Below are 18999 nucleotides of genomic sequence, written 5' to 3'. Positions count from 1 at the left end.
TGTCTACCAGACTAACTAGAAGGCTAGTAGTATGGTATTATATTTTACGATAGCAGCACATAATTCCTATATTTAGCTAGTACCTAGATAGAACCGTCGTTAGGGATGCTAATACAATCGTTTACCACTGTTCCGTATCACGTTCGCCTCATAGAAAATGGTCTTATGAAGGTGGCGTAATTGCGGACCCCCCCCCCCCCTCCCGCCCCTCTCTTATAAAAGGAACATGGCCAAAAGACTTCCCAGACAATGAAGACATTCCAGACAGGGGGTTTATCTTTTCGTGTCACAACTGATCTACACATGGATGGATCGGACCCTTCCGAACCGGGCGGGCAGCCTACCCAGCAATCGGGATTGCGTGATTTCTCAACGAGTTCACAGGTACTGGCGGATGGGGACGTTTTTCAAGGAGATAAGATACAGCCTGAGTCCATGCCTGAGCGCGAATCCGAACTTGGGGAGATCCACAGCGCAATCGAACCCGCTGCCCGTGGGGAAAACCCACGCAACCTTTTCATCTACGGGAAACCTGGACAAGGAAAGACCGCAGCGGTGCGTCTTAAACGAGAGCAGTTTTCCCAGTTCGCTGATCGTGAGGATTTGGACGTTACGATCACATATATCGAATGCAACTCGGCCAACAAATCCTATCACGTTCTGACAACCGCATTGAAGAAGCTCAAGGAACTAAATAACAAACCGCGTGGAAGAACGATTGACAACCTCTATTCAGAGGTTTTCGACTACATGAATTCACATGGCGGGACCTACATATATGTTCTCGACGAGATCGACCGCATCAAGGACGATGATGAAAATGATGATCTAAATATTCTTTACAAGCTACCGCGAGCGTACTCCTCGGAGGATCTCGATGATGACATCGGTTGCTCTGTGATAGGGATCTCGAATGATCGGCGATTCAAATCCAACCTTTCACCACGGATCAAGGACGCTCTTTACGATACTGAAGTTGATTTCTCTCCATATACTCATGAAAATTTGCGAACGATACTCTATCGACGGGCTGCGAAAGGGTTGAACGATACGGAAGTGATTTACAAAGACGGCGAGACGGCCGGGTTGCGAAGTTCTGTCATCTCTGAGAGCGTAATCGAAGCATGTGCGGAGAGTGCCGAGCGTGAGCGCGGGTCTGCACGCCAGGCGATCGACCTTCTCGGCCAAGCTGCGACAATTGCACATGATGAGCGGGACGATGAGGTGAGCATTTCCCATGTTAAAAATGCACAACAAGAAGTGAATAAGAACTACATTAAAAATATGTTAAATGATCATACGTCTGATGATCTGCTAGCGTTGTGTGGCGTCTTGTATCTCGAATCCAGAGCTAAGACGCCTGCACGGACGAACCAGATCCATGAGCACTATACGACGTATGCTGAGTCCGTTGGCGATACACCGCTCGTACAACGTCGTATGCGGGATCGTCTCCAGGATCTTTCGTTGACGGGAGTGATCAATATGGTGAAGGTGGTTGGTGGTCAGAGGGGAGGTGCGCGGTGGGAGGTTGAACTTGCAATTCCGCTGGACGAGACAGTCGATATACTCCTGAACGACGACAGCTATGCAGAACACTACGAGCGTATTGCTGAGGAAATAGCATCAGAATTGTAGTGATCTTATTTAATGAAATAATTGTTGTTTAGATTGAAAATGAATTCTAATTGCGGACACCCCCCGTGTAGCCGTTGTCTTCAGGCCCTCTACTCCACGCTAATTCCGGACATGCCCCCCTCCCCTCCCACTCATCATATTCATACACCGTCTCGTGTGACATTACCGATGTGTTGGGAGTCACATTAATGTGGGTGCTTCACAAACTGTGTCGGAAGGCCCGCTTTGGAGACTCATAATGGAGGTTCCAACCGGTGCGATTCCGTACATCGAAAATCAGTGGTCGCACCACGAGTTCGTCACGGCCGTCCAGCCTCAGTATGCGCTGGTGAAAATCACGACCGCACGTGCGCTCCATGACGAGTACGGCGAAACCGCCGATTCATATTATGGAGAAGACACGAAGGTCATCACCACAACGACGATCACCGACTCAACTCTGAATCTGCTCTCGTGGGAAAAAGAGTTCGACATCGTTCATGATTTCGATCCTGCATTTCACATCCCCTGCGATTACTCCACCTACGAGGACGCTGACCCAGAGGAACGTACCGAGAACGTCTCCAACTACCTCGAAGGCACGATCACAATGCAGCGCTGGCTCCGCGAAGCCAGCAGCGAGACACAGATCCTCCCGCTGATCAAGGGCGTCACTGACGAGGAACGTGACCGAGCCGTCGCAACGCTGGAGCCACACGAGTTTCCGGGCTACGTGTTCTATGGCACGCAATACTTCACCAGTGGTGACGGTATCCTGATCAACGAACTCGTCGCAGACGTGACCGCCACCACACGCGGGCACGATCGTCCACTGCTGCTGATCGGTTGTCTCTCGCCGAACTTCCTCCAGCGGATGCCCCGACAGGTCGTCGCCGGCAGTGGCGTCCAGCGCTGGCGGATGCACATCAAACCACGCAAGCAGGAGCCGGCAGAGATGCGTGAAGCATGGGCCGAGCTTCGTGGAGAAGTCAGCACCGCCCTCGCGGCACCGCCAGAAACCGAAAGCGAGAGTGGATCCCAGCCACCGGCACAGGCACAGCCACAGCCACAACAGACCAAGACCGCCGAAGACAGCGATACTCCTCCCACGGAAACAACGCCGCTCTCGACATTTGCGACTCGCGATGACGCTGACGCTGATGCTGATGCTGATACAACGGATTCACAGGAAGAATCACCTACTGCGAGTCCCACGGACAAACCAGAGACCGAATCGGGGAGTGGAGACTGACGATGGGTGGACGGTTTGGCGGCTCGACTGACGGTAGTTCAGCATACGAAGACCGCCGTCCGCCGCTCGAAGAACGCGAAGACGAGCATGAAGAGGTGATGGAGGCGCTCGAACAGTTCCGACGCGACCAGCGCAGAGAGGATGGCGACGACATTACCGATTCTATCGACGGCGACAGCGATGCTGACACTGATACTGATATCGATGGTGATGGCGACGAAGACACTACTGCCGTCGAATCCGCTGCCGTCGATGACGAAGATGGTACGGAAGCAGACAGAGAGAAACGGGTGGATGCGCTTGAGGACAGCGACCAGCCTCAGTCGTGGCACGAAGCCGTCCAGCAGCGCGAAGGCTACAACGAGCTCGTTCTCGACGAGTATGCAGACTACGCAAGCGGCGGCTCCGAACGGCACGAGCGAGAGGCCGGTGCGTTCTACGACGAGATGTTCGACCGAATCGACGAATTGGGACCACTGCACTCCGACCGTCACACCGCGGCCGACGCCACTCAGCAATCCACCGATTCTACTGAGTCGGCAGATCTCACTGGCGATGGAGACTCGTTCGGCACCAGCTCGCTCGCCGCCTCAAGCGGCGTCCTTGACGAAATCGGTGGGGTGGACTATGCCGACCTCGAAGAACCCGGCGACGCAGGGACGCCCTCGTCAGCTGGCGATGTCCGCACCGACCGGAGCGGCCTCGACACCACGCTCGGAAGCCAGCGCAAAGCGGAGATGCACCGCCTCGAACGCGGCACCGACATCGCAGGCGGCTACGACTGGGACAAAAACGAGCCAGTCTCAGCGCCCGACCCCGACCCGCGCGACAGCCTGAGTGGCGAGGACCTCAGCGCGGTCAACGACGCGGCGACCGATCTTGCTGGCAAACATGACGAGGCAACGCGAGCAGAGATCTCCCACCAACTTGCCGGTGCCGTCGAGAATGGTGACGATGTCGCAACCGCCGCCGCTGAACTGGACGACGGACTCACCGACGGGAGCGTGACGCTTGAGAGTCCACCGGGACAGAGCGATGATCCACGCCACCGGCGCACGCGTATCCAACAAGAAGAGATCGAAGCCGATTTCGACCATCTCCAGCAGATCCACGACGAAACCGCCGACGGAGTCAACACCGGCGAACGCGCCAGTATCGCCCATGCAGCCAACGAACAAGCACGAATCTCGCCGCGTGAAGTGCTTCCAAACGCGCCCGACAGTACAGATTCGTACAAAGGAGATGATGTTGAAGAGCAGTGGGGAGAAGAAGGTCGTGAAAACATCAAGCGCGGCATCCGGACGATACGGCAGGGGTTCGAAGACGGAACCGTCGAGATCCAGACCGAGACCAAAGACGGTCACGAAACCGTCGAAGCGACGCTTCGAACCGGGCCGGTCGCGGATGCGGCCGTCGAACAACTCACCGAAGATGTCGCAAGCGGGCTGAATGCATCCCATCCGCCACGACGTGCTGTCTCGGAAGTGGTCTCCGAACTCGACTCCAACCCGCGGCTGAACGACGTATTTGATGCGTCAGGCTACGACGCCCGCGAATATCTCTCGTCGGAGGAAACCGAGACCGTCACCGAAGCAGTGAACGACCTCGAAGAGGACTTCCCGCAACTCGCTACCGACCGCGACGAAGCAGAGCAGCGTCTCGCCGGCATGATCGTCGACAAAGGCTACACGGAGAGCGACGCGCTCGTGATGGACACCGTCCGTGACGCAACCGACAGCGGTGAGATGGCATGGACAAGAGACCAGATCGAGATCGACCAGTACTACACCCCGCTGATGGACAAAGAGATCAGAAAACTGGATACCGCACTTCGAACCGGGAAACAGGACAAGAAGTACCCCCGCGCTGCCACAGACATGTCTAGCGATCAATTTGAATTCATCGAAAGTCAACACAAATTCCAATCGAGTGCGCAATACATCGGCCGGGATGATGCAACAGGCCAGCCGCAATATCGTGCTGATGTCGAAGGGCGAGTCAACGGACTCGAACATCCTGACTCTCCAAGTCAGCATCAAGTGGGCTGGCTCAGCTCGCCAAAAGGCCACCCATCCAACGGAACGCCGCTGAAAGTGACATGGTTCAAATCATCCGGTATGAATGACAAGGTGATAGGTCGAAGTGGAGATGCCCCTGAAATCGTGGGATCGCGAGACTATCTCCGAGTGGGTGATCGTGTCCGCTTTAGCGATGCGACCGTCTCACAGTACGGCGGTGCCAACGGGTCAGAGAACACAGTCGCTGTGCGCGAAGTCACGCAAATCGAGATTCTCGAAGAGGGCGACGGCGACATCATCCACGGAGGGATGGGGATGGACAGCGGCCAGTCAGCAACTGAACAACCACCGGACAATCATCGCGATGTGCTGTCGCAGGAACGTGACGAGCCTGAGCCAGAGGATTTCGATACCATCGAAGCGTACTGGGACGAAGTTGGTCACGACAACGATACACGGCGTCCTGCCGACGCCGATACGGTCACTGCCGAACGAACTGTCGTCAGCGACGACGGGGCGTTCACACCGGACGATTTGGGCGAGCGTGACGGTGTCGAAACGGGTGTCGGCGCTGATGGGAGCCGACAATATACCGTGACCGGCCGCGAACACGGCCGTCCAACGGGCAATCCCTACCAAGCTGCAAAGCACAAAGAACGCGAGAAAGAGCGACGCAGAGGCAAGCAGTATCAAGACTCGCGTGATAGCTATCACGAATACCAGCGCAAACGCTGGGATATCCCCGAAGAACTCTACGAGTCCGGTGAGGCCGAGCAACGCGAGAGCGACAAAGAAAGCCGGAGAAACGGCTACCGACGGGATGCTCAAGAGCAGTTCGGCTACACCGACACCCAAGTTCACGCTGATCTCCCATGGCCGGACAACGACACTGAACGGCGACCACAACGGCCGGCTTCGGACACAACGCCAGCACACCGGCCGGATGTCGACAGCAAGCAGCTTCCCTCTCGCAAATCCAGAGACAAAGCGGACGTTGCAGACATTCCAGGCTTCGATCCAGAATCCTCCTGAATTGGTGACGAATTCGTGTGTTAGTTGTGATTTGATTAGTGTTTTGGGTAACGAATATCAATCAGCAGAGTGTAGTTAGCACGAGGCCGGTCAACAATGGTCGCCCAACATACTCAGGACGAGGATACCACCACTGAGAATAGCCGTAGTGACGACAGCCGTTTGAACAGTAACAACACTAACGACGATACCGAACATACAGGCTCCCACTCAGAGCACGATATTGTCGAGGTGAGAGATGCTGTCGTTAATGAGCTATGCGACATGACTGAGGGTAAATCGGCCACTCATGCGGTTGAGCCTGAACGTGTGATCAACGTTATCACAACCGAAGATGGGGTTGAACGGGAGCACGTTGAGGAAGCGATCGAGACGGCACTGATGGAAGGGTACTGTTACGAACCGTCCATATCAGAAGAAACTGGTGATGGTCTCCTCTACCCCATCTGTAGGCCAATCACGGACAACGAGAGCGATCAACCAGCAGATGATGAGGAAGTAAGCGATACTACTCAAGAAGCAACCGATACCGAAGAGAGCGACGCTCCGGAAGAGAGTGTCGCCATCGATCTCAGTTCTCTCCGGTCGTACTTTGAGACCGCCAGCAACACCGAGGATGTAACTATGGAAACGGTTGTCAAAAATATCGAGTCTGGGATTCTCGGTGACTCTAATTATTCTCTCGAAGAGCTGGAGGCAGCAGTTCATGACAGCGAATGGGACGGGGAATTCCGTGAACCAATCCTCTCCTGTATCGAAGCCATTGTCGAACAGCGCGAAGCGAACAGAGAGTTCAACCGCAAGGTCGAAAACGGTGAGATCGAAACCAATACTGAATTCCCCACACCCCCTGAACAGGAGATGCAAGAAGGTGATGGGCCGCCACGGCCACCCGTTGACCCAGACGCCGAACCAGAGCCTGAATGGGACGACACTGATCCGATCCTTGACGAATACCATGATCAGTATCAGCCGGAATTCCCCGGCCAGATGAGTGGCGAGTCCATTCACCTCGAGGACGACGACATGGAGTGGCGCGAACCACGATCGCTGTACTGACCGCGCTGTCGCGGACTACCTTGGACATTCACGAACCGCCGTTCACTTTCGCTTTCCTCCCCGGAGGTTTTTGTCCGAAGCCCGATAATCGTAGTACTGTCTCCCGACCGAATCCCACGTGGAGGCAGTGACAATCCCATGGCCGAAGTACGCTCACACGCCGAAGAAATCCACGACCAGTTCGCCGATCGAGACGGGTTCGACGTGACCGTCGATGAAATCGAAGAGCGCCTCGACACGTTCGTCAACGACTACCAAGTTCCGATCGAAGAAGCTCGCCAGACCGTCACCAACAACTACTACGACCAGACCGAGAGCGATCCAGAATCGCTCCGTGAAAACAACGAACACCGTGATATCGGGAGTATTGATGCATCTGACGAGTGGGTCGATATCACGGGCAAAGTAGTCGAGCTCTGGGAGTCGGACGCCGACGCTGTCGGACAGGTCGGCCTCATGGGTGATGAAACTGGCCGGATCAAGTTCACCGCGTGGGCGAAATCCGACCTCGATACGCTCGAAGAGGGTGCAGTATACCAGCTCGAAAACGTCGTCACTGGCGAGTATCAAGGTCGGTACTCGGTGAAGCTGAATTCCAATACGAGAATCACTCCAGCAGATGAGGAGATCGAAGTCGGTGACAACACCACCGAGGTTGAGGGGGCGCTGGTCGCTATCCAGAGCGGAAGCGGCCTGATCAAGCGCTGTCCCCACAACGATTGCACGCGCGTCCTCAACGATGGCCGCTGCTCCGAGCACGGCGAGGTCGACGGTGAGTTCGACCTCCGGGTCAAGGGCGTCCTCGATGACGGCTACGACGTCGAAGAGGTGATTTTCAACCAAGAGATGACCGAAGATCTCGCTGGGATCACTCTCGCCGAAGCGAAAGAGCGCGCGATGGACACGCTCGATACGGCAGTCGTCGGTGATGATATTCGCGCAGATATCATCGGTGGGTATTATCGTGTCGCCGGCCCGAAACTCGGCCGGTACGTTCTGGTCGATGAGTTCGAGCGTCTCGGCACGCGCGGCGATGCCGACGAAATCCTCATCCAAGCGAGGTCGCTGTAGATGAGTTCGAGTTCAAGCTCACCGGGACGGGAGGTTGCTCGGCGGCTGTTCGCCAGCGAGTTCAACGACATCGGGTACATTTTCACCGAATCCGACGACGACATGGCTCCAAACTACGCGCTATTGCCGACAGGCGCGAAGGCCAACCGCGTCTTCTTCGTCGGCACGCTCACTGACACCGAAGACGTGGGCAGCGATGAGGAATACTGGCAGGCGCGTGTGGTCGATCCGACAGAAACGTTCTACGTCTACGCTGGGCAGTATCAGCCCGAAGCCGTACGGATGCTCTCGAAACTGGAAACCCCAGAATACGTCGCGGTCGTCGGCAAACCCCGGACATACGAAACCGAAACTGGGATGGTGAACGTCGCAGTCCGGCCGGAATCGATCACCGTCGTCGACGAGGCGACCCGCGAACGGTGGGTGATCGAAACGGCCGAGCAAACGCTTGATCGCCTCGAACACTACGACAACGAAACCAACGACTACGCACGGATGGTCGACGAGCGCTACACCACCTCGCTTGAGACCTACCGCGAGGAGATCATCACCGCACTCGAAAGTCTCGATGAGATCGAAGAGGCTGATAATGCCGACGACTCCAGTAGTAGCATCAGCGATGCTGGTACTCCCGGTGAAGACGCCGAAAGTACCGATACGGACGATACCGCTATCGGCACCGAAGCCAGCAGTACTGCTGGCACCGACGGGGATACTGACGAAATCGTCACACGCGATGTGAACGACGAGTCCGACACCAACGCGGACGCAGACACCGACACTGACGCTGACGCCAACGCAGCAGCGGAGCAAGACTCCTTTTGATCTCCCTCCATCAGAATTGCCAGCTCCCAGCTACAGTCGAAAGCTGACATCTGCATCAGCGAGCGGTGTTGCACCCTGTTCGACCGCCTGCTCGGCCGACAGCCGGTCCTGCATCACGAATACGTTCTGGTCGCTACGGCTCGTGTGATACACCGAGTTGCGCAAGATGTCTGCGTGATCGGTATACTTCGGCTTCACCACGCAGAATGGTTCGATCTCGTTGGGTGAAACACGCTGTAGATCATAGAAATACTCACCCAAGAAATCGTCCACCTCATCGATTTCGGCGGTAGGGACCTCAAAGCGGTATTTCTCGCTGTTGTACCACTCACGCAGCTCGGTGAAGATTTCATCGGTGTCGAAATACTGGCTGAAGATATAGAGATCTGCATCCTCGACTTCGAAGGCAGTGATCTCCGTGGTGTCAACATCGAAAGTGGACATCGGATGGGACTCCGTTTTGAGGCCGATCAGCTGCTCTCGGTACGCTCATGTGTTCTCGCCGAGTTCTCATCTACCTTTCGGGCGAAAAGGACTTGTCAAATGGTGTCATACACCTACTCAGAGATGGGATCAACCGAACGTGAGTTGGTCACGCTCTTTCGAACCAAAACGGTCGACCCGGACAGCCAGCCCGAACTCGCACGCACGCTTCTCGAATCCCGGACGAAAGTGTCGAGTGAAACCGGCTTTATGATGAAATTTGGCGAGCGAAGCCACCGTGCGTTCACCGTCTTCGACGCTTACGATCTCGGTGGCGAAGGCTACCCCGTCTCTGAATCCGCACTTGATTCACTTCCCGCATACATCCGCGCCACTCTCGAACGTGATGGCGTGGTCCAGATTCTCACCCACTACGATACCGCCGAGAGCGCATTCGCCGATATCTCGCTTGCTGACGAACCCACCTCCGAGGAACTCATCGCTCGGATGGCGCTCCTGCTCGGTCGTGGGCTCTCACTCCACGAAACAGTGGATTATCTCGTCGTCAAGGAACTCGATCACTATGCAGCCGAACAATGGGCGTCGATCCGAGGCGTTGGCGTTGAAGCCGTCCGGACGAACGTACGGGAAGCTCAGGAACAGCTCACGCTCTCCTGAATACGTTTCAGAGAATCTTTCAAAATTTCTTGAAGGCGACGAGAAACCCACCAACGAACCCCGCACCAATGGGGAGTGTCGCACCAAGTGTCGTGAGCCACGACGGAACCGACTGAAGATTCTGGTGTACACCCGCGAGTGCGGTGTCGAGCACCTGCCACTGGACATCAAGAATCTCCTGGTGATCGAGATACGCGAAGATCGCCAGCTGGACGCCGATCAGTGCGATCACGAGCTTGAGTAGTTTCTTCGCCGCAAAGCCGGTGACACCGCCTGCGAGCGCGCTGCCTCCAAACGCCACTCCGAGGTTCCCAGCCATGGATTCGATCCCCAGCACGAGCTTTCTGTCCCACTTTTGCCCGTGTCGGTCTTTATCTTATCGGCCTTTTCTTGACAAATCGAAAGCGATAAAACAATTGTCATGGTATGTTCTTGACGACATGATGAAAGACTTGTCCGGGTTCCAACGGGATATTCTCTATGTGATTGCCGGAATGGGAGACGGCGAATATCCACACGGCCTCTCGATCAAAGACGAACTCGAACAGCACTACGAGAGAGAAATCAACCACGGTCGGTTGTATCCGAATCTCGATGAATTGGTAGAGATGGATCTCGTCGAAAAAGGGACAATCGACAGACGTACCAATTCCTACACACTTACCCAGCGCGGACACCGCGAGATCGAAGACCGTCGTGAATGGGAAAACCAGTACGTCGATCTTGAAATCTAAGCCGGATTTCAGTGATTTTAAGTGGTTGATAGCGGGAATGGCAGTCGTATGGCAAACTTGATCGTCAAATCGGCTGTGAAGGAGCAAATCGACCAGAACGTGTCGTCGGATTTCTACGACGAACTCGAAGGCGACATCGAGCAGGTGCTGGCGGACGCAGCCCAGCGTGCGACGGACAACGATCGCAAGACCGTCCAGCCGCGCGACCTCTGAACGGCAGTCTGTCGGCCAGTCACGCGCGTTTTTCTCCTCCAGAGCAGTAGAGATGCTCGATCACGATCCCACCATCGATCGATTCGGTGCCGAAGACGATGACCGCCCACAGATCGTTCAGTACGTCGGTGTTGCACTCCGCGAGTGGCCGCCGCTGTTCAGCGTCGAAGACGATGGCAGCCGCAACGACTACGCCTACGTCGCACTTCGCTTGGACCTGTTTCAGGGCGAGTACTATCCGTTTTCCGCGTTGCAGAAACGGCTCGACAAGTACGATATCGACGCCACTATCGTTGGCATCGACACCACCAGCGAGAACGATCTCCCCCGACTACTCCTCCAAGTCAATACCGCCGAAACGAGCATCGACGAGAACGTGTTCGAGCACGATCGCTGACGGTCACCCACAGTGAGCGCGGCGACTGTGGTTTGTCATCTCCAGAGGGGCTGAGAGGACCGAGCACGATCTGCTCGTTCCGGTGAGATCATGGCTACTAACGCTACCAGTACCAACAGCGACGCCAGCAGCACCAGCGACGATACCACCGGTGCTGATGGCGACGCCCACGAGACAGACGCATCGACCGACAATCAGAACCAGACCGGGACTACGGTGAGTGCCGAGAGCCTCCTCGCCAGAGAGCACACGCTTGCGTTCTGTGGCCTCAATCCCGAGGACGACGCTTCATATCCCGATGCTGTCGACCCAGCAAACAGCGACGGGCGACTCAGCGACGACGCACTCTCGTTCAAAGAGGTTGTTCGCCACCTACCGATCGCGAGCAGCGGTGACCTCTACGCCGACAATCGATTCGTCGATGAGGACGGCGACATCGCCACTGCCGCAATCCGTGATGTCGACGGGCTCGACACCGACGCAATCGAGCAGGCGACCGGTATGAGCGTCGAAGAGATCGCTACCGGGGCCGCACACCATGACTCGCTCGTCGAGGTATCCGATCATCAAGACATCATCGATGAGCGCCGACTCGCGCTCCATACGCTCGGCCTCCCCGTGAAGTTCCGCTGGCAGATCGCGTCGGATCAGTACTGCATCGTCCAGCCTGCCGACGCGTACATGCCCACAGTGGGGGCGCTCCAAAAACGCGGCGCGACCGACGCATTCGGTTGGGCGCACTACCGCGACTGGGGTGGGACGCTCAAGATGAGTGTGATCTTGCCGAACCTCCGTCGGACACTCATTCCTCCTGACGACGATGATGATGAAGACGATGACGACGATGAGGACGATAGTGATGCTGCCTCCAGCGCTCAACAGCGCGACAACGCACTCATCGGCGCGACTGGTGAGGATAGTGACGGAGAAGGCGTCACGGTCTACGGTGGATTCCAAACGGGATACGACTTCCGGGGCTCTCAGACCCTGTGGGCGCGGCCGCTGCTGTACGTGCCGGCGAGCGATGCTGCCATCTTCGGGATGGGGCAGCGCTACTCCCGCCGGCACGTCGGATCGGCTACCGACGCGATCCACGAGCGCAAAAACGACCGCGTGCCCATCAACGAGTGGTGGGGCAACATCTACGACGACATCGAAAACCAGACGACTACGGTCGATCGGGCGATTCTCCGCAGTCGCGCGGTCGCGATCGATTTCGAGGACGTGCCCTACTCGGTCGACGAGTTCTACACCTACTTGGGCATCCCCGGCAAATACGCCGAAGAAGCGGCCGACCGTGCAAAGGCATTCGCGAGCCCACCAACGTCGCCCACGATCTGGAATCTCCAGCTCTCACTGCTGGTTGCACTCGATTCATTCTACGAGGGCTCACGCGCTTCGGATACGTATCAGAGCTACAACGAAGTCGCCCAGCAGTTGCTCCGCAAGCCCGCTCACTCGATCCAACTCGCGTTGAAAGAACACGATCTCCGGGCCGACGAGAATGCGGCAGCCAAGCAACTCCCACCGGATCAGCAATCGCTCAGTGACGCCATCGAGGATCTCGCCACCATCCCCGGTGTCGATGCCGATACCGAGACAGACCTCTCGAACGTCGACGCTCAGCGCATCCAAGAAGGCGTCTCGGGTGGGCTTCAGCAGAAACTCGACAGTCTTGGGTCGTGAGGGCGATTTCTCGCGGACGATTCTGGATCAGGATATATTCAGATTCTGTATTTGAATACTGTATCCGATTTCTATATCCTTATTTTCTTTCCGAGGAACGGTGACGAAATGCGATACGATCAGTGACGTGCGTGAAATTATCCAGGCAGAACATTTTTGACGCACAATCGCTTACAAACGGTTACAATGCCTGTTGACCTCAGAGCTCATAACTCGGACGAGCCAATCAACGTTCGTCCCGGAACAAACGAAGCAGATGTGCTCCAACTGCTCTACACCACCCCTCATCTTGGATTCACTCCCGCAGAAATCGAAGACCAAACCGATATGGCAGCAGGCAGCGTGACGACCACGCTCACAAGGCTTCTCAATAAGGGATACATCGGCAAAACCCCTGACGGGCTGTATCACGCACTGGATAGCAGTCCTCACATCGCTCGGTTTGCCAAATCCCTCGTCAAACTCGACCAGATGGCAACGAGATACCCAAACGCTGGCTTCGATGGAGATCTTGTCGAAGCTGTTGACGAAGCTGATACGGGATCACGGCCAGTTCCTGAATCGAGACGCGACGAGTTGGCAGCCGAGCAGGAGACGGCTGAGATTCCGGTCGGTGACGACCTCGTCATCGACGAAGAAGGCAATACAGACGACACATAGCTGAATACTCTCACCCACTCTTCCATGGACTACTATCCCCAAGGGAGTCTCGTACGGCTCCCCGATCCAACTGATGCTCACGAGTATCGGTATGCGATTGTCGTCTCTGACATCAATCGTCCATCACTTGAGACGGAACATACGGTTGTCTGTCTCAGTTCGCAGAACCACTACGCGGCAGCCGTCACCCAACTCCCATTTGACAGTCTCAAGTCAGGACGATTACGGAAAACGACGTATATCATGCCGTGGGCGTTGTATGCGATACATCCAGATATTGTCGCCGAACACAAAGGAACGCTCAACGAAACCGGAATGAATGCGGTTGCGGATGCGCTCGAAGAGATGGTACGGCCTTGATCGTTTGCTGACATGGTACCCCACGATTTTTCTCCCGGGGAGGAGTGACGGAGTAGTCAAACTGGCCGTACCAATCAATCGAATCCGATCAACCATGCCACCAGCAACAGCCATGAGCGAAATCGAAACGGACGCATCGTCCGACGGGCAACGCCTTCTCAGCCACCTCGCTGAACATCTCTTCCACGAGATGGGAGGCGCGCTTCCCGTCGAAACGCTCCATCTCCGTGCAACCGATCACCTCGATATCGATGTCGAAGAAGTCCAGCAACTCACCGAAGACGGGGTAGCAGACGGCATCTATCAGATCGAGCGAGGGGACGACAACGCCCAACGTATCACCGGCGTCGAACCTGTCGGGTCGCCACCGGACGTACTGGAGGCCATTCCTGGTCTCGATATCGATATCGAAACCGACGATGAGCCAGCGGACTTCACACAGATCGACGTCGTTGAAGAGAGCATGGCCACATCGCTACACGACGCTGGCTTCGACTCGTATGGAGCACTCCACGCGGCAACGCCCGATGATCTGCTCGATGTTCCGACGATGACCCAGAGCAAAGCCCAGATCGTCATCGATCAAGCCGGACAGCACATTCCGACCGAGAAGATGCTTGCATCCGAGGCGCTCGAATGCTATCAAAACCATCTCGACGAGTACGACGGCCAGCACGCGGTTGTCCAGGACATTCTCGAAGTCTCTCAAGATGTCGGCGATCCACTCGCCCTCGATCCGACTGTTTCCTCAGACGAGACCCACTACAAGGGGTTGCTCGTTCTCGAAGATACCGGCCATCCAAACCAGGTACGAGCGAACGAATTCCCCCAGCACGAGCAGCACTGCAATGACGGTGAACCAATCCCACCGAAGGCGACAGACATCGACCACATTGGATTGGATACGCTTGAAGCTACTGCCCAGAAACTCGCTCGCGGCAATATGGGACTCCGGCTAGTCGGCCCGCATGGCAGTGGGAAAAACTACCTGCTGCGCTATCTCCACTACAAAACCAATCGCGTGCTGGTAAGCGTTGATGCCGACTCGTCGATGCTCGCTCAGGACATGCTGGGTGTCTCGACAGTCAACGAGAATCGCGTCGTCGTGTTCCGTGATGGCGTTCTCACCAAAGCGATGAAACACGGCTACACGATCGTCATCAACGAGGGCAACGTCGTGCCCCAAGGTGTGATGATGGCACTTCAGAAAATCCTGAATCAGAACGTGCTCACGGTGAAGGAATCGGGTGAAGAGATCGTTCCCCACCCAGCAGCGCGAGTCGTCATCACGATGAATCCGCCGACGCGGGAATATCGCGACAGCGAGCCGTTCAATGCTGCCACTCGTGACCGTTTCCAGACCATCTACTTCGATTATCTCGATGACGACGATGAAATCGCGTTACTCGACCAGATGGCGAATGCAAACCGGCTCCGCGTCAAGCGCGACGACATCGGGCGGATGGTCGAGTTCGCTGATGCAACTCGCGAGAACGACACGTGGCCGACTGTCTCGACACGGAAGCTCGAACACGCTATCGACTGGATCGACGAAGGTGCGAGCGTTCGCGGCGCGCTCAAACACGTCACGAAAGCGTCCGCTGAACCGCATCAGAATCCGGCCGACACCCATGGGAAGCTTGAGGATATATGATGGACCGGCCGCCAACAAGGAATACGGTGATGGAGTCACAGAGTCCGGGCCGGTGTCTCATCTGCCTCTCGATACTACTGGTTGTCACCGGGTTCGTCGGTGTAGGGGGTGCCCAGCAGACTCCAACTGCGACGACAGCGAATACGACCACCACAGCAGGCGGTGCGACAGACGAAACTACAGAGACAGCCTCTCCTTCGGCTGGAAGTACGATATCTGCCCAACCACAAACGACATCAGACACAAACGACGGGTGGCAGAACGCAACGCCAATCGACCCCCGATCGAGCCGCCAACGGGACGCTACCCTTACGGCCCACAGGGGCCTCGGGGCAGGCAAGATAAGGATGAGGCTACTGCCTTGATTCAGGTTAATCGAACCGTCATATCTCCTGCAATCAACGCCTCTTTAATATTACCAGCCAATCTATATCTATCAGATTCGTCGGGATTTTTCCCAATGTGGCCAGTACACCAGCTGGTATTCATATCCCACCCGTGATTGTCTTCTTTCACCTCCGTGCGTAATGGAGTAGGGCCGTTTGTACTGTAGGTAGAGGGTGCAGACGTGCATTGAGCACTCCACTCATCGATTTCTTTTGTTTCATCGTTGCTATACGAATTTCTGCATCGATGTTTCCCGGCACTTGTAGTGAGGTCATAGAATCCCCATCCCTCAAATGTGAAAGCTTCTTTTGGATAATACTTATTCGGAGTTTCCTTGTTGATTTCGACTGTTCCATGCACTTCTATCATTGAGACCCGTGCACGATCATCGCCAAATGTGTAGTAATCCTCATTACCCTCTTGGATGTCGCCCTCGATTCGAGTGCTACCGGACCCGTCGTGTGTGATTGTACTCTGTTTTGTGGAACTGTCGCTAACTGGGGAATCTACCTTTATCGTATACGCACTCCAACCTTCGTCGTAGCCGCCGCGTACGCTGATGGTAGTGGTTGATTTTCCTTCACCCGTGCCTGATTCTTCTTCACTGGTGTCGGTTCCACGTGTAGCAGTGTCTGCCTCACCAATACCTGTTCCGAGTATAGCAACAGTTCCTGTGGTTCCAAGGACACTTGCTGTTTTTCTGAGTATCCCACGTCGACCCACCACTTTCGACGATTCGGTTGATTCAGTCACATCGCTCTGGCAATTTGCTTGTCGCATACGTCCTCCTGCTTGACGGAACCATATAGTAGCCCCTCAAATTCTGTGATATTATAATATAAATGCATAACGATGGTGAGTGATCGTAATGACTTGGATGGCGATACTAGGTAGTTCCCGATTCTGTTTTCGTGGGTTCGCGTTCACACTCGGTTTCAACGATTGATCCGATAGCGCGAGCAGGTTGGTGAGGACGAAGCAGACGCTCACGAGCGTCGAGCGGCTCGGCCCGGAACTCTATTACGCCGAGATCAACGAGTTGCTCAAGCATTCCGCCGAGAGCAGCGTGTTCGTTGGACATGAACAACTGCTGTTGGCGGGATGCCCTAACCGCTGTGATTCGGTTCAGCTACGCTACACAAGAGCGTTCTGAGTAGTGTCTACCAGCGAAACAGTTACTTTCCCGGGACTGGATTCCTTTCAATATGAGCCTGTTGCGTTCTGAGTTGATAAAGCCACGGCGAGCGAGATCTTTGTGAGAGGTACCGGACCGAGGTGTGTGGGCTGCGCAAGTTCAGCCTGATGCGAGAAAATGGAAGCAGAATCGAGATATGCGTCGTCACAGGCCTAAAAGGCGAAGAAAACCACGATTTTGGCGACAGCCGTCGCTGCTGCCGACGGCTGTCGCTGGCCTCGTGTGATGAGATTAGCCGAACGAAGTCAGCGTCTCGTTCCAGTGCGTCCGGACTTTCTGGATCGCACGCGCCACGCCACCCTTGACCGGGTGGCGTTGGCGCAGCCACTCCACAAGCACGTATCCAATCAACGCACAGAACAACTCAAACAACACGCCGTTCAGTGATTTCGAGTGGAAATTCTCAACGTTCAGATATTGTTTGAATTCACGAAATAGAATCTCGATCATTGTCCGGAGGGTGTAGATACTGATCACGTCGATGGGATCGTACGCTGACGACGCCAGCGTCGTCAGGTACTGAAGCTCTTCTCCATCCGGCGTTTCCAAAACGATACGACGAAACTGTTCACCGGTCTCGGCCAGTTCAATTTGCTCGTCACGAATCTGTCTCGTTCCGTCCTCATTAGTGACCTCGACGTTCTGGAGCGTGTCCAGAACGTCGAGACGGGCGTTTGACTGGAGTAGGGTGACGAAGTCATCGTCGCTGTACTTGATCTCACAAAAGCGACGATAGCGCGTGTATCCGCGGTCAAAGACCCAAATAACCGAGTCGAGGTCTGCGAAGACCTCGACGTCATCGCTGAGATGGTCGAACTGCGGACTTTCGTGGGTTTCACCCTCTGTCACGGTTGTTCCAAGCGGATGCTTGTGTTCACCGTCTACGCGTGCGGCGCAATGAAGTTCGAGTCCACCGTCGTCTGTGTCGATTTCATAGACGTGCTCGTCGTCTCCGACAAATTCGTCGGAGACGACAACTGAGCGAGTGAGTTCGAGATTCGTCGCGTCGACAGCAATTACCCCTCGTGTAAGCCACTTCAGGCGTTTTCGCTGGACAGCACGCTGATGATACAGCTGTGGCGTATGGAGCAACGCGAACAGCATGCGAACGACCGCGCGGTAGTCGCGGTCGTTCGTGAGTTCGGAGAACCGTGACTCGGGCATTTTGTCAAGAGAGTCATCAACAGCGGTCTTATCGGCAAGTTCGGCGAGCGAACTAGATGGATCAAGTCCTTCACGAATGGCTACTTTGAGGTGGTTGTCGAAGTCGTGTTTGTCGGTGTGGATGCCGATATCGAACTCCTGAGCAATGGACTCGCTGTCGCCTGCGGCGAGCAGCGAGTACAACTCATCGGCGACAGTTTCGGCAGAGTTGAAGTTGTTGGCGTCCGTTGCATCCGGTGACGGCCTATCTGCCGACTTAGAGGTCACAGACATCAGGCCGTCACTACCGGCTCACGCCGGTTTTAAATAGTCGAAACGCCACAGATATGAGCAATCAAAACACATCAGAGGCGGTTTTCGATAGCGATGATATCTGTATTGGCGATTTAGTGCTCGATCGTGACACCGACCACTCCGATCCGGCGGTCGTCGTGAATACACCACCAACAACGGCCGACGAATGGACAGCATACACCGGCACGACAGTCGCCGAAGACAATCCCGAATATCCGGCCGACGCGTCGATCATCGTCGTTGCATTTCGAAACGAAATTCTCGACGAACAGCCAGAGAT

18 protein-coding genes and 1 pseudogene are annotated in these 18999 nt (G+C 55.5%); 15 read left to right on the top strand and 4 right to left on the bottom strand.

What is annotated here, in order from left to right; translation table 11 throughout:
- Nucleotides 1–303 precede the first annotated feature (303 nt).
- From C451_RS03320 to C451_RS03295, 6 genes are all read left to right on the top strand, one after another.
- Complete coding sequence (locus C451_RS03320) at nucleotides 304–1638, top strand: Cdc6/Cdc18 family protein (RefSeq protein ID WP_007737674.1); 1335 nt, start codon at nucleotides 304–306, stop codon at nucleotides 1636–1638.
- Nucleotides 1639–1876: 238 nt separating this feature from the next.
- Nucleotides 1877–2869 carry a hypothetical protein gene (locus C451_RS03315; RefSeq protein ID WP_007737673.1) on the top strand — a complete coding sequence of 331 codons (993 nt, stop codon included), beginning with the start codon at nucleotides 1877–1879 and terminating at the stop codon, nucleotides 2867–2869.
- Between the two features lie 2 nt (nucleotides 2870–2871).
- Nucleotides 2872–5919 carry a hypothetical protein gene (locus C451_RS03310; RefSeq protein ID WP_007737671.1) on the top strand — a complete coding sequence of 1016 codons (3048 nt, stop codon included), beginning with the start codon at nucleotides 2872–2874 and terminating at the stop codon, nucleotides 5917–5919.
- A 96-nt stretch (nucleotides 5920–6015) separates the two neighbouring features.
- On the top strand, nucleotides 6016–6978 hold the full coding sequence (locus tag C451_RS03305; protein ID WP_007737670.1) for a hypothetical protein: 963 nt from the start codon (nucleotides 6016–6018) through the stop codon (nucleotides 6976–6978).
- Nucleotides 6979–7116: 138 nt separating this feature from the next.
- On the top strand, nucleotides 7117–8049 hold the full coding sequence (locus C451_RS03300; RefSeq protein ID WP_007737669.1) for a hypothetical protein: 933 nt from the start codon (nucleotides 7117–7119) through the stop codon (nucleotides 8047–8049).
- The gene (locus C451_RS03295) at nucleotides 8050–8874 is read left to right on the top strand and encodes an RPA family protein (RefSeq protein ID WP_007737667.1); all 825 of its coding nucleotides are present in this window, start codon (nucleotides 8050–8052) and stop codon (nucleotides 8872–8874) included.
- 30 nt (nucleotides 8875–8904) lie between these two features.
- On the opposite strand, the gene C451_RS03290 is transcribed toward C451_RS03295, so the two are convergent.
- Nucleotides 8905–9318, bottom strand: coding sequence for a hypothetical protein (locus tag C451_RS03290; RefSeq protein ID WP_007737666.1), 414 nt, complete (start codon nucleotides 9316–9318; stop codon nucleotides 8905–8907).
- Nucleotides 9319–9441: 123 nt separating this feature from the next.
- Here C451_RS03290 and C451_RS03285 point away from each other — a divergent pair, with 123 nt between their 5' ends.
- Complete coding sequence (locus C451_RS03285) at nucleotides 9442–9975, top strand: hypothetical protein (RefSeq protein ID WP_152420376.1); 534 nt, start codon at nucleotides 9442–9444, stop codon at nucleotides 9973–9975.
- Nucleotides 9976–9994: 19 nt separating this feature from the next.
- Here C451_RS03285 and C451_RS03280 read toward each other — a convergent pair whose 3' ends face one another.
- Nucleotides 9995–10294, bottom strand: a complete 300-nt coding sequence (locus tag C451_RS03280; RefSeq protein ID WP_007737662.1) for an FUN14 domain-containing protein — start codon at nucleotides 10292–10294, stop codon at nucleotides 9995–9997.
- A gap of 124 nt (nucleotides 10295–10418) precedes the next feature.
- On the opposite strand from C451_RS03280, the gene C451_RS03275 reads away from it, so the two are divergent.
- From C451_RS03275 to C451_RS03245, 7 genes are all read left to right on the top strand, one after another.
- Complete coding sequence (locus tag C451_RS03275) at nucleotides 10419–10709, top strand: helix-turn-helix transcriptional regulator (protein WP_049912816.1); 291 nt, start codon at nucleotides 10419–10421, stop codon at nucleotides 10707–10709.
- Nucleotides 10710–10757: 48 nt separating this feature from the next.
- On the top strand, nucleotides 10758–10922 hold the full coding sequence (locus C451_RS03270) for a hypothetical protein (RefSeq protein WP_007737659.1): 165 nt from the start codon (nucleotides 10758–10760) through the stop codon (nucleotides 10920–10922).
- Nucleotides 10923–10974: 52 nt separating this feature from the next.
- The gene (locus C451_RS03265; RefSeq protein WP_007737657.1) at nucleotides 10975–11319 is read left to right on the top strand and encodes a hypothetical protein; all 345 of its coding nucleotides are present in this window, start codon (nucleotides 10975–10977) and stop codon (nucleotides 11317–11319) included.
- Nucleotides 11320–11409: 90 nt separating this feature from the next.
- Entirely contained in the window at nucleotides 11410–13005 is a 1596-nt protein-coding gene (locus C451_RS03260; protein WP_007737655.1) for a hypothetical protein, read from the top strand.
- 186 nt (nucleotides 13006–13191) lie between these two features.
- Complete coding sequence (locus C451_RS03255; protein ID WP_152420375.1) at nucleotides 13192–13665, top strand: MarR family transcriptional regulator; 474 nt, start codon at nucleotides 13192–13194, stop codon at nucleotides 13663–13665.
- Nucleotides 13666–13689: 24 nt separating this feature from the next.
- Nucleotides 13690–14025 carry a type II toxin-antitoxin system PemK/MazF family toxin gene (locus C451_RS03250; RefSeq protein WP_049912814.1) on the top strand — a complete coding sequence of 112 codons (336 nt, stop codon included), beginning with the start codon at nucleotides 13690–13692 and terminating at the stop codon, nucleotides 14023–14025.
- A 112-nt stretch (nucleotides 14026–14137) separates the two neighbouring features.
- A complete protein-coding gene (locus C451_RS03245; protein WP_007737649.1) occupies nucleotides 14138–15679 on the top strand; it encodes an AAA family ATPase in 1542 nt (513 codons plus the stop codon).
- A gap of 366 nt (nucleotides 15680–16045) precedes the next feature.
- Here C451_RS03245 and C451_RS21700 read toward each other — a convergent pair whose 3' ends face one another.
- Complete coding sequence (locus C451_RS21700; RefSeq protein ID WP_152420374.1) at nucleotides 16046–16819, bottom strand: hypothetical protein; 774 nt, start codon at nucleotides 16817–16819, stop codon at nucleotides 16046–16048.
- 673 nt (nucleotides 16820–17492) lie between these two features.
- On the bottom strand, nucleotides 17493–18698 hold the full coding sequence (locus C451_RS03235) for an IS4-like element ISHth3 family transposase (protein ID WP_049912812.1): 1206 nt from the start codon (nucleotides 18696–18698) through the stop codon (nucleotides 17493–17495).
- Between the two features lie 53 nt (nucleotides 18699–18751).
- Here C451_RS03235 and C451_RS03230 point away from each other — a divergent pair.
- Nucleotides 18752–18999: pseudogene (locus C451_RS03230) on the top strand (hypothetical protein); the annotation flags it as partial.

Origin of the sequence: Halococcus thailandensis JCM 13552, from assembly GCF_000336715.1 — an archaeon.
GTDB lineage: Archaea > Halobacteriota > Halobacteria > Halobacteriales > Halococcaceae > Halococcus > Halococcus thailandensis.
This window is presented reverse-complemented; position numbering and strand designations above follow the sequence as displayed.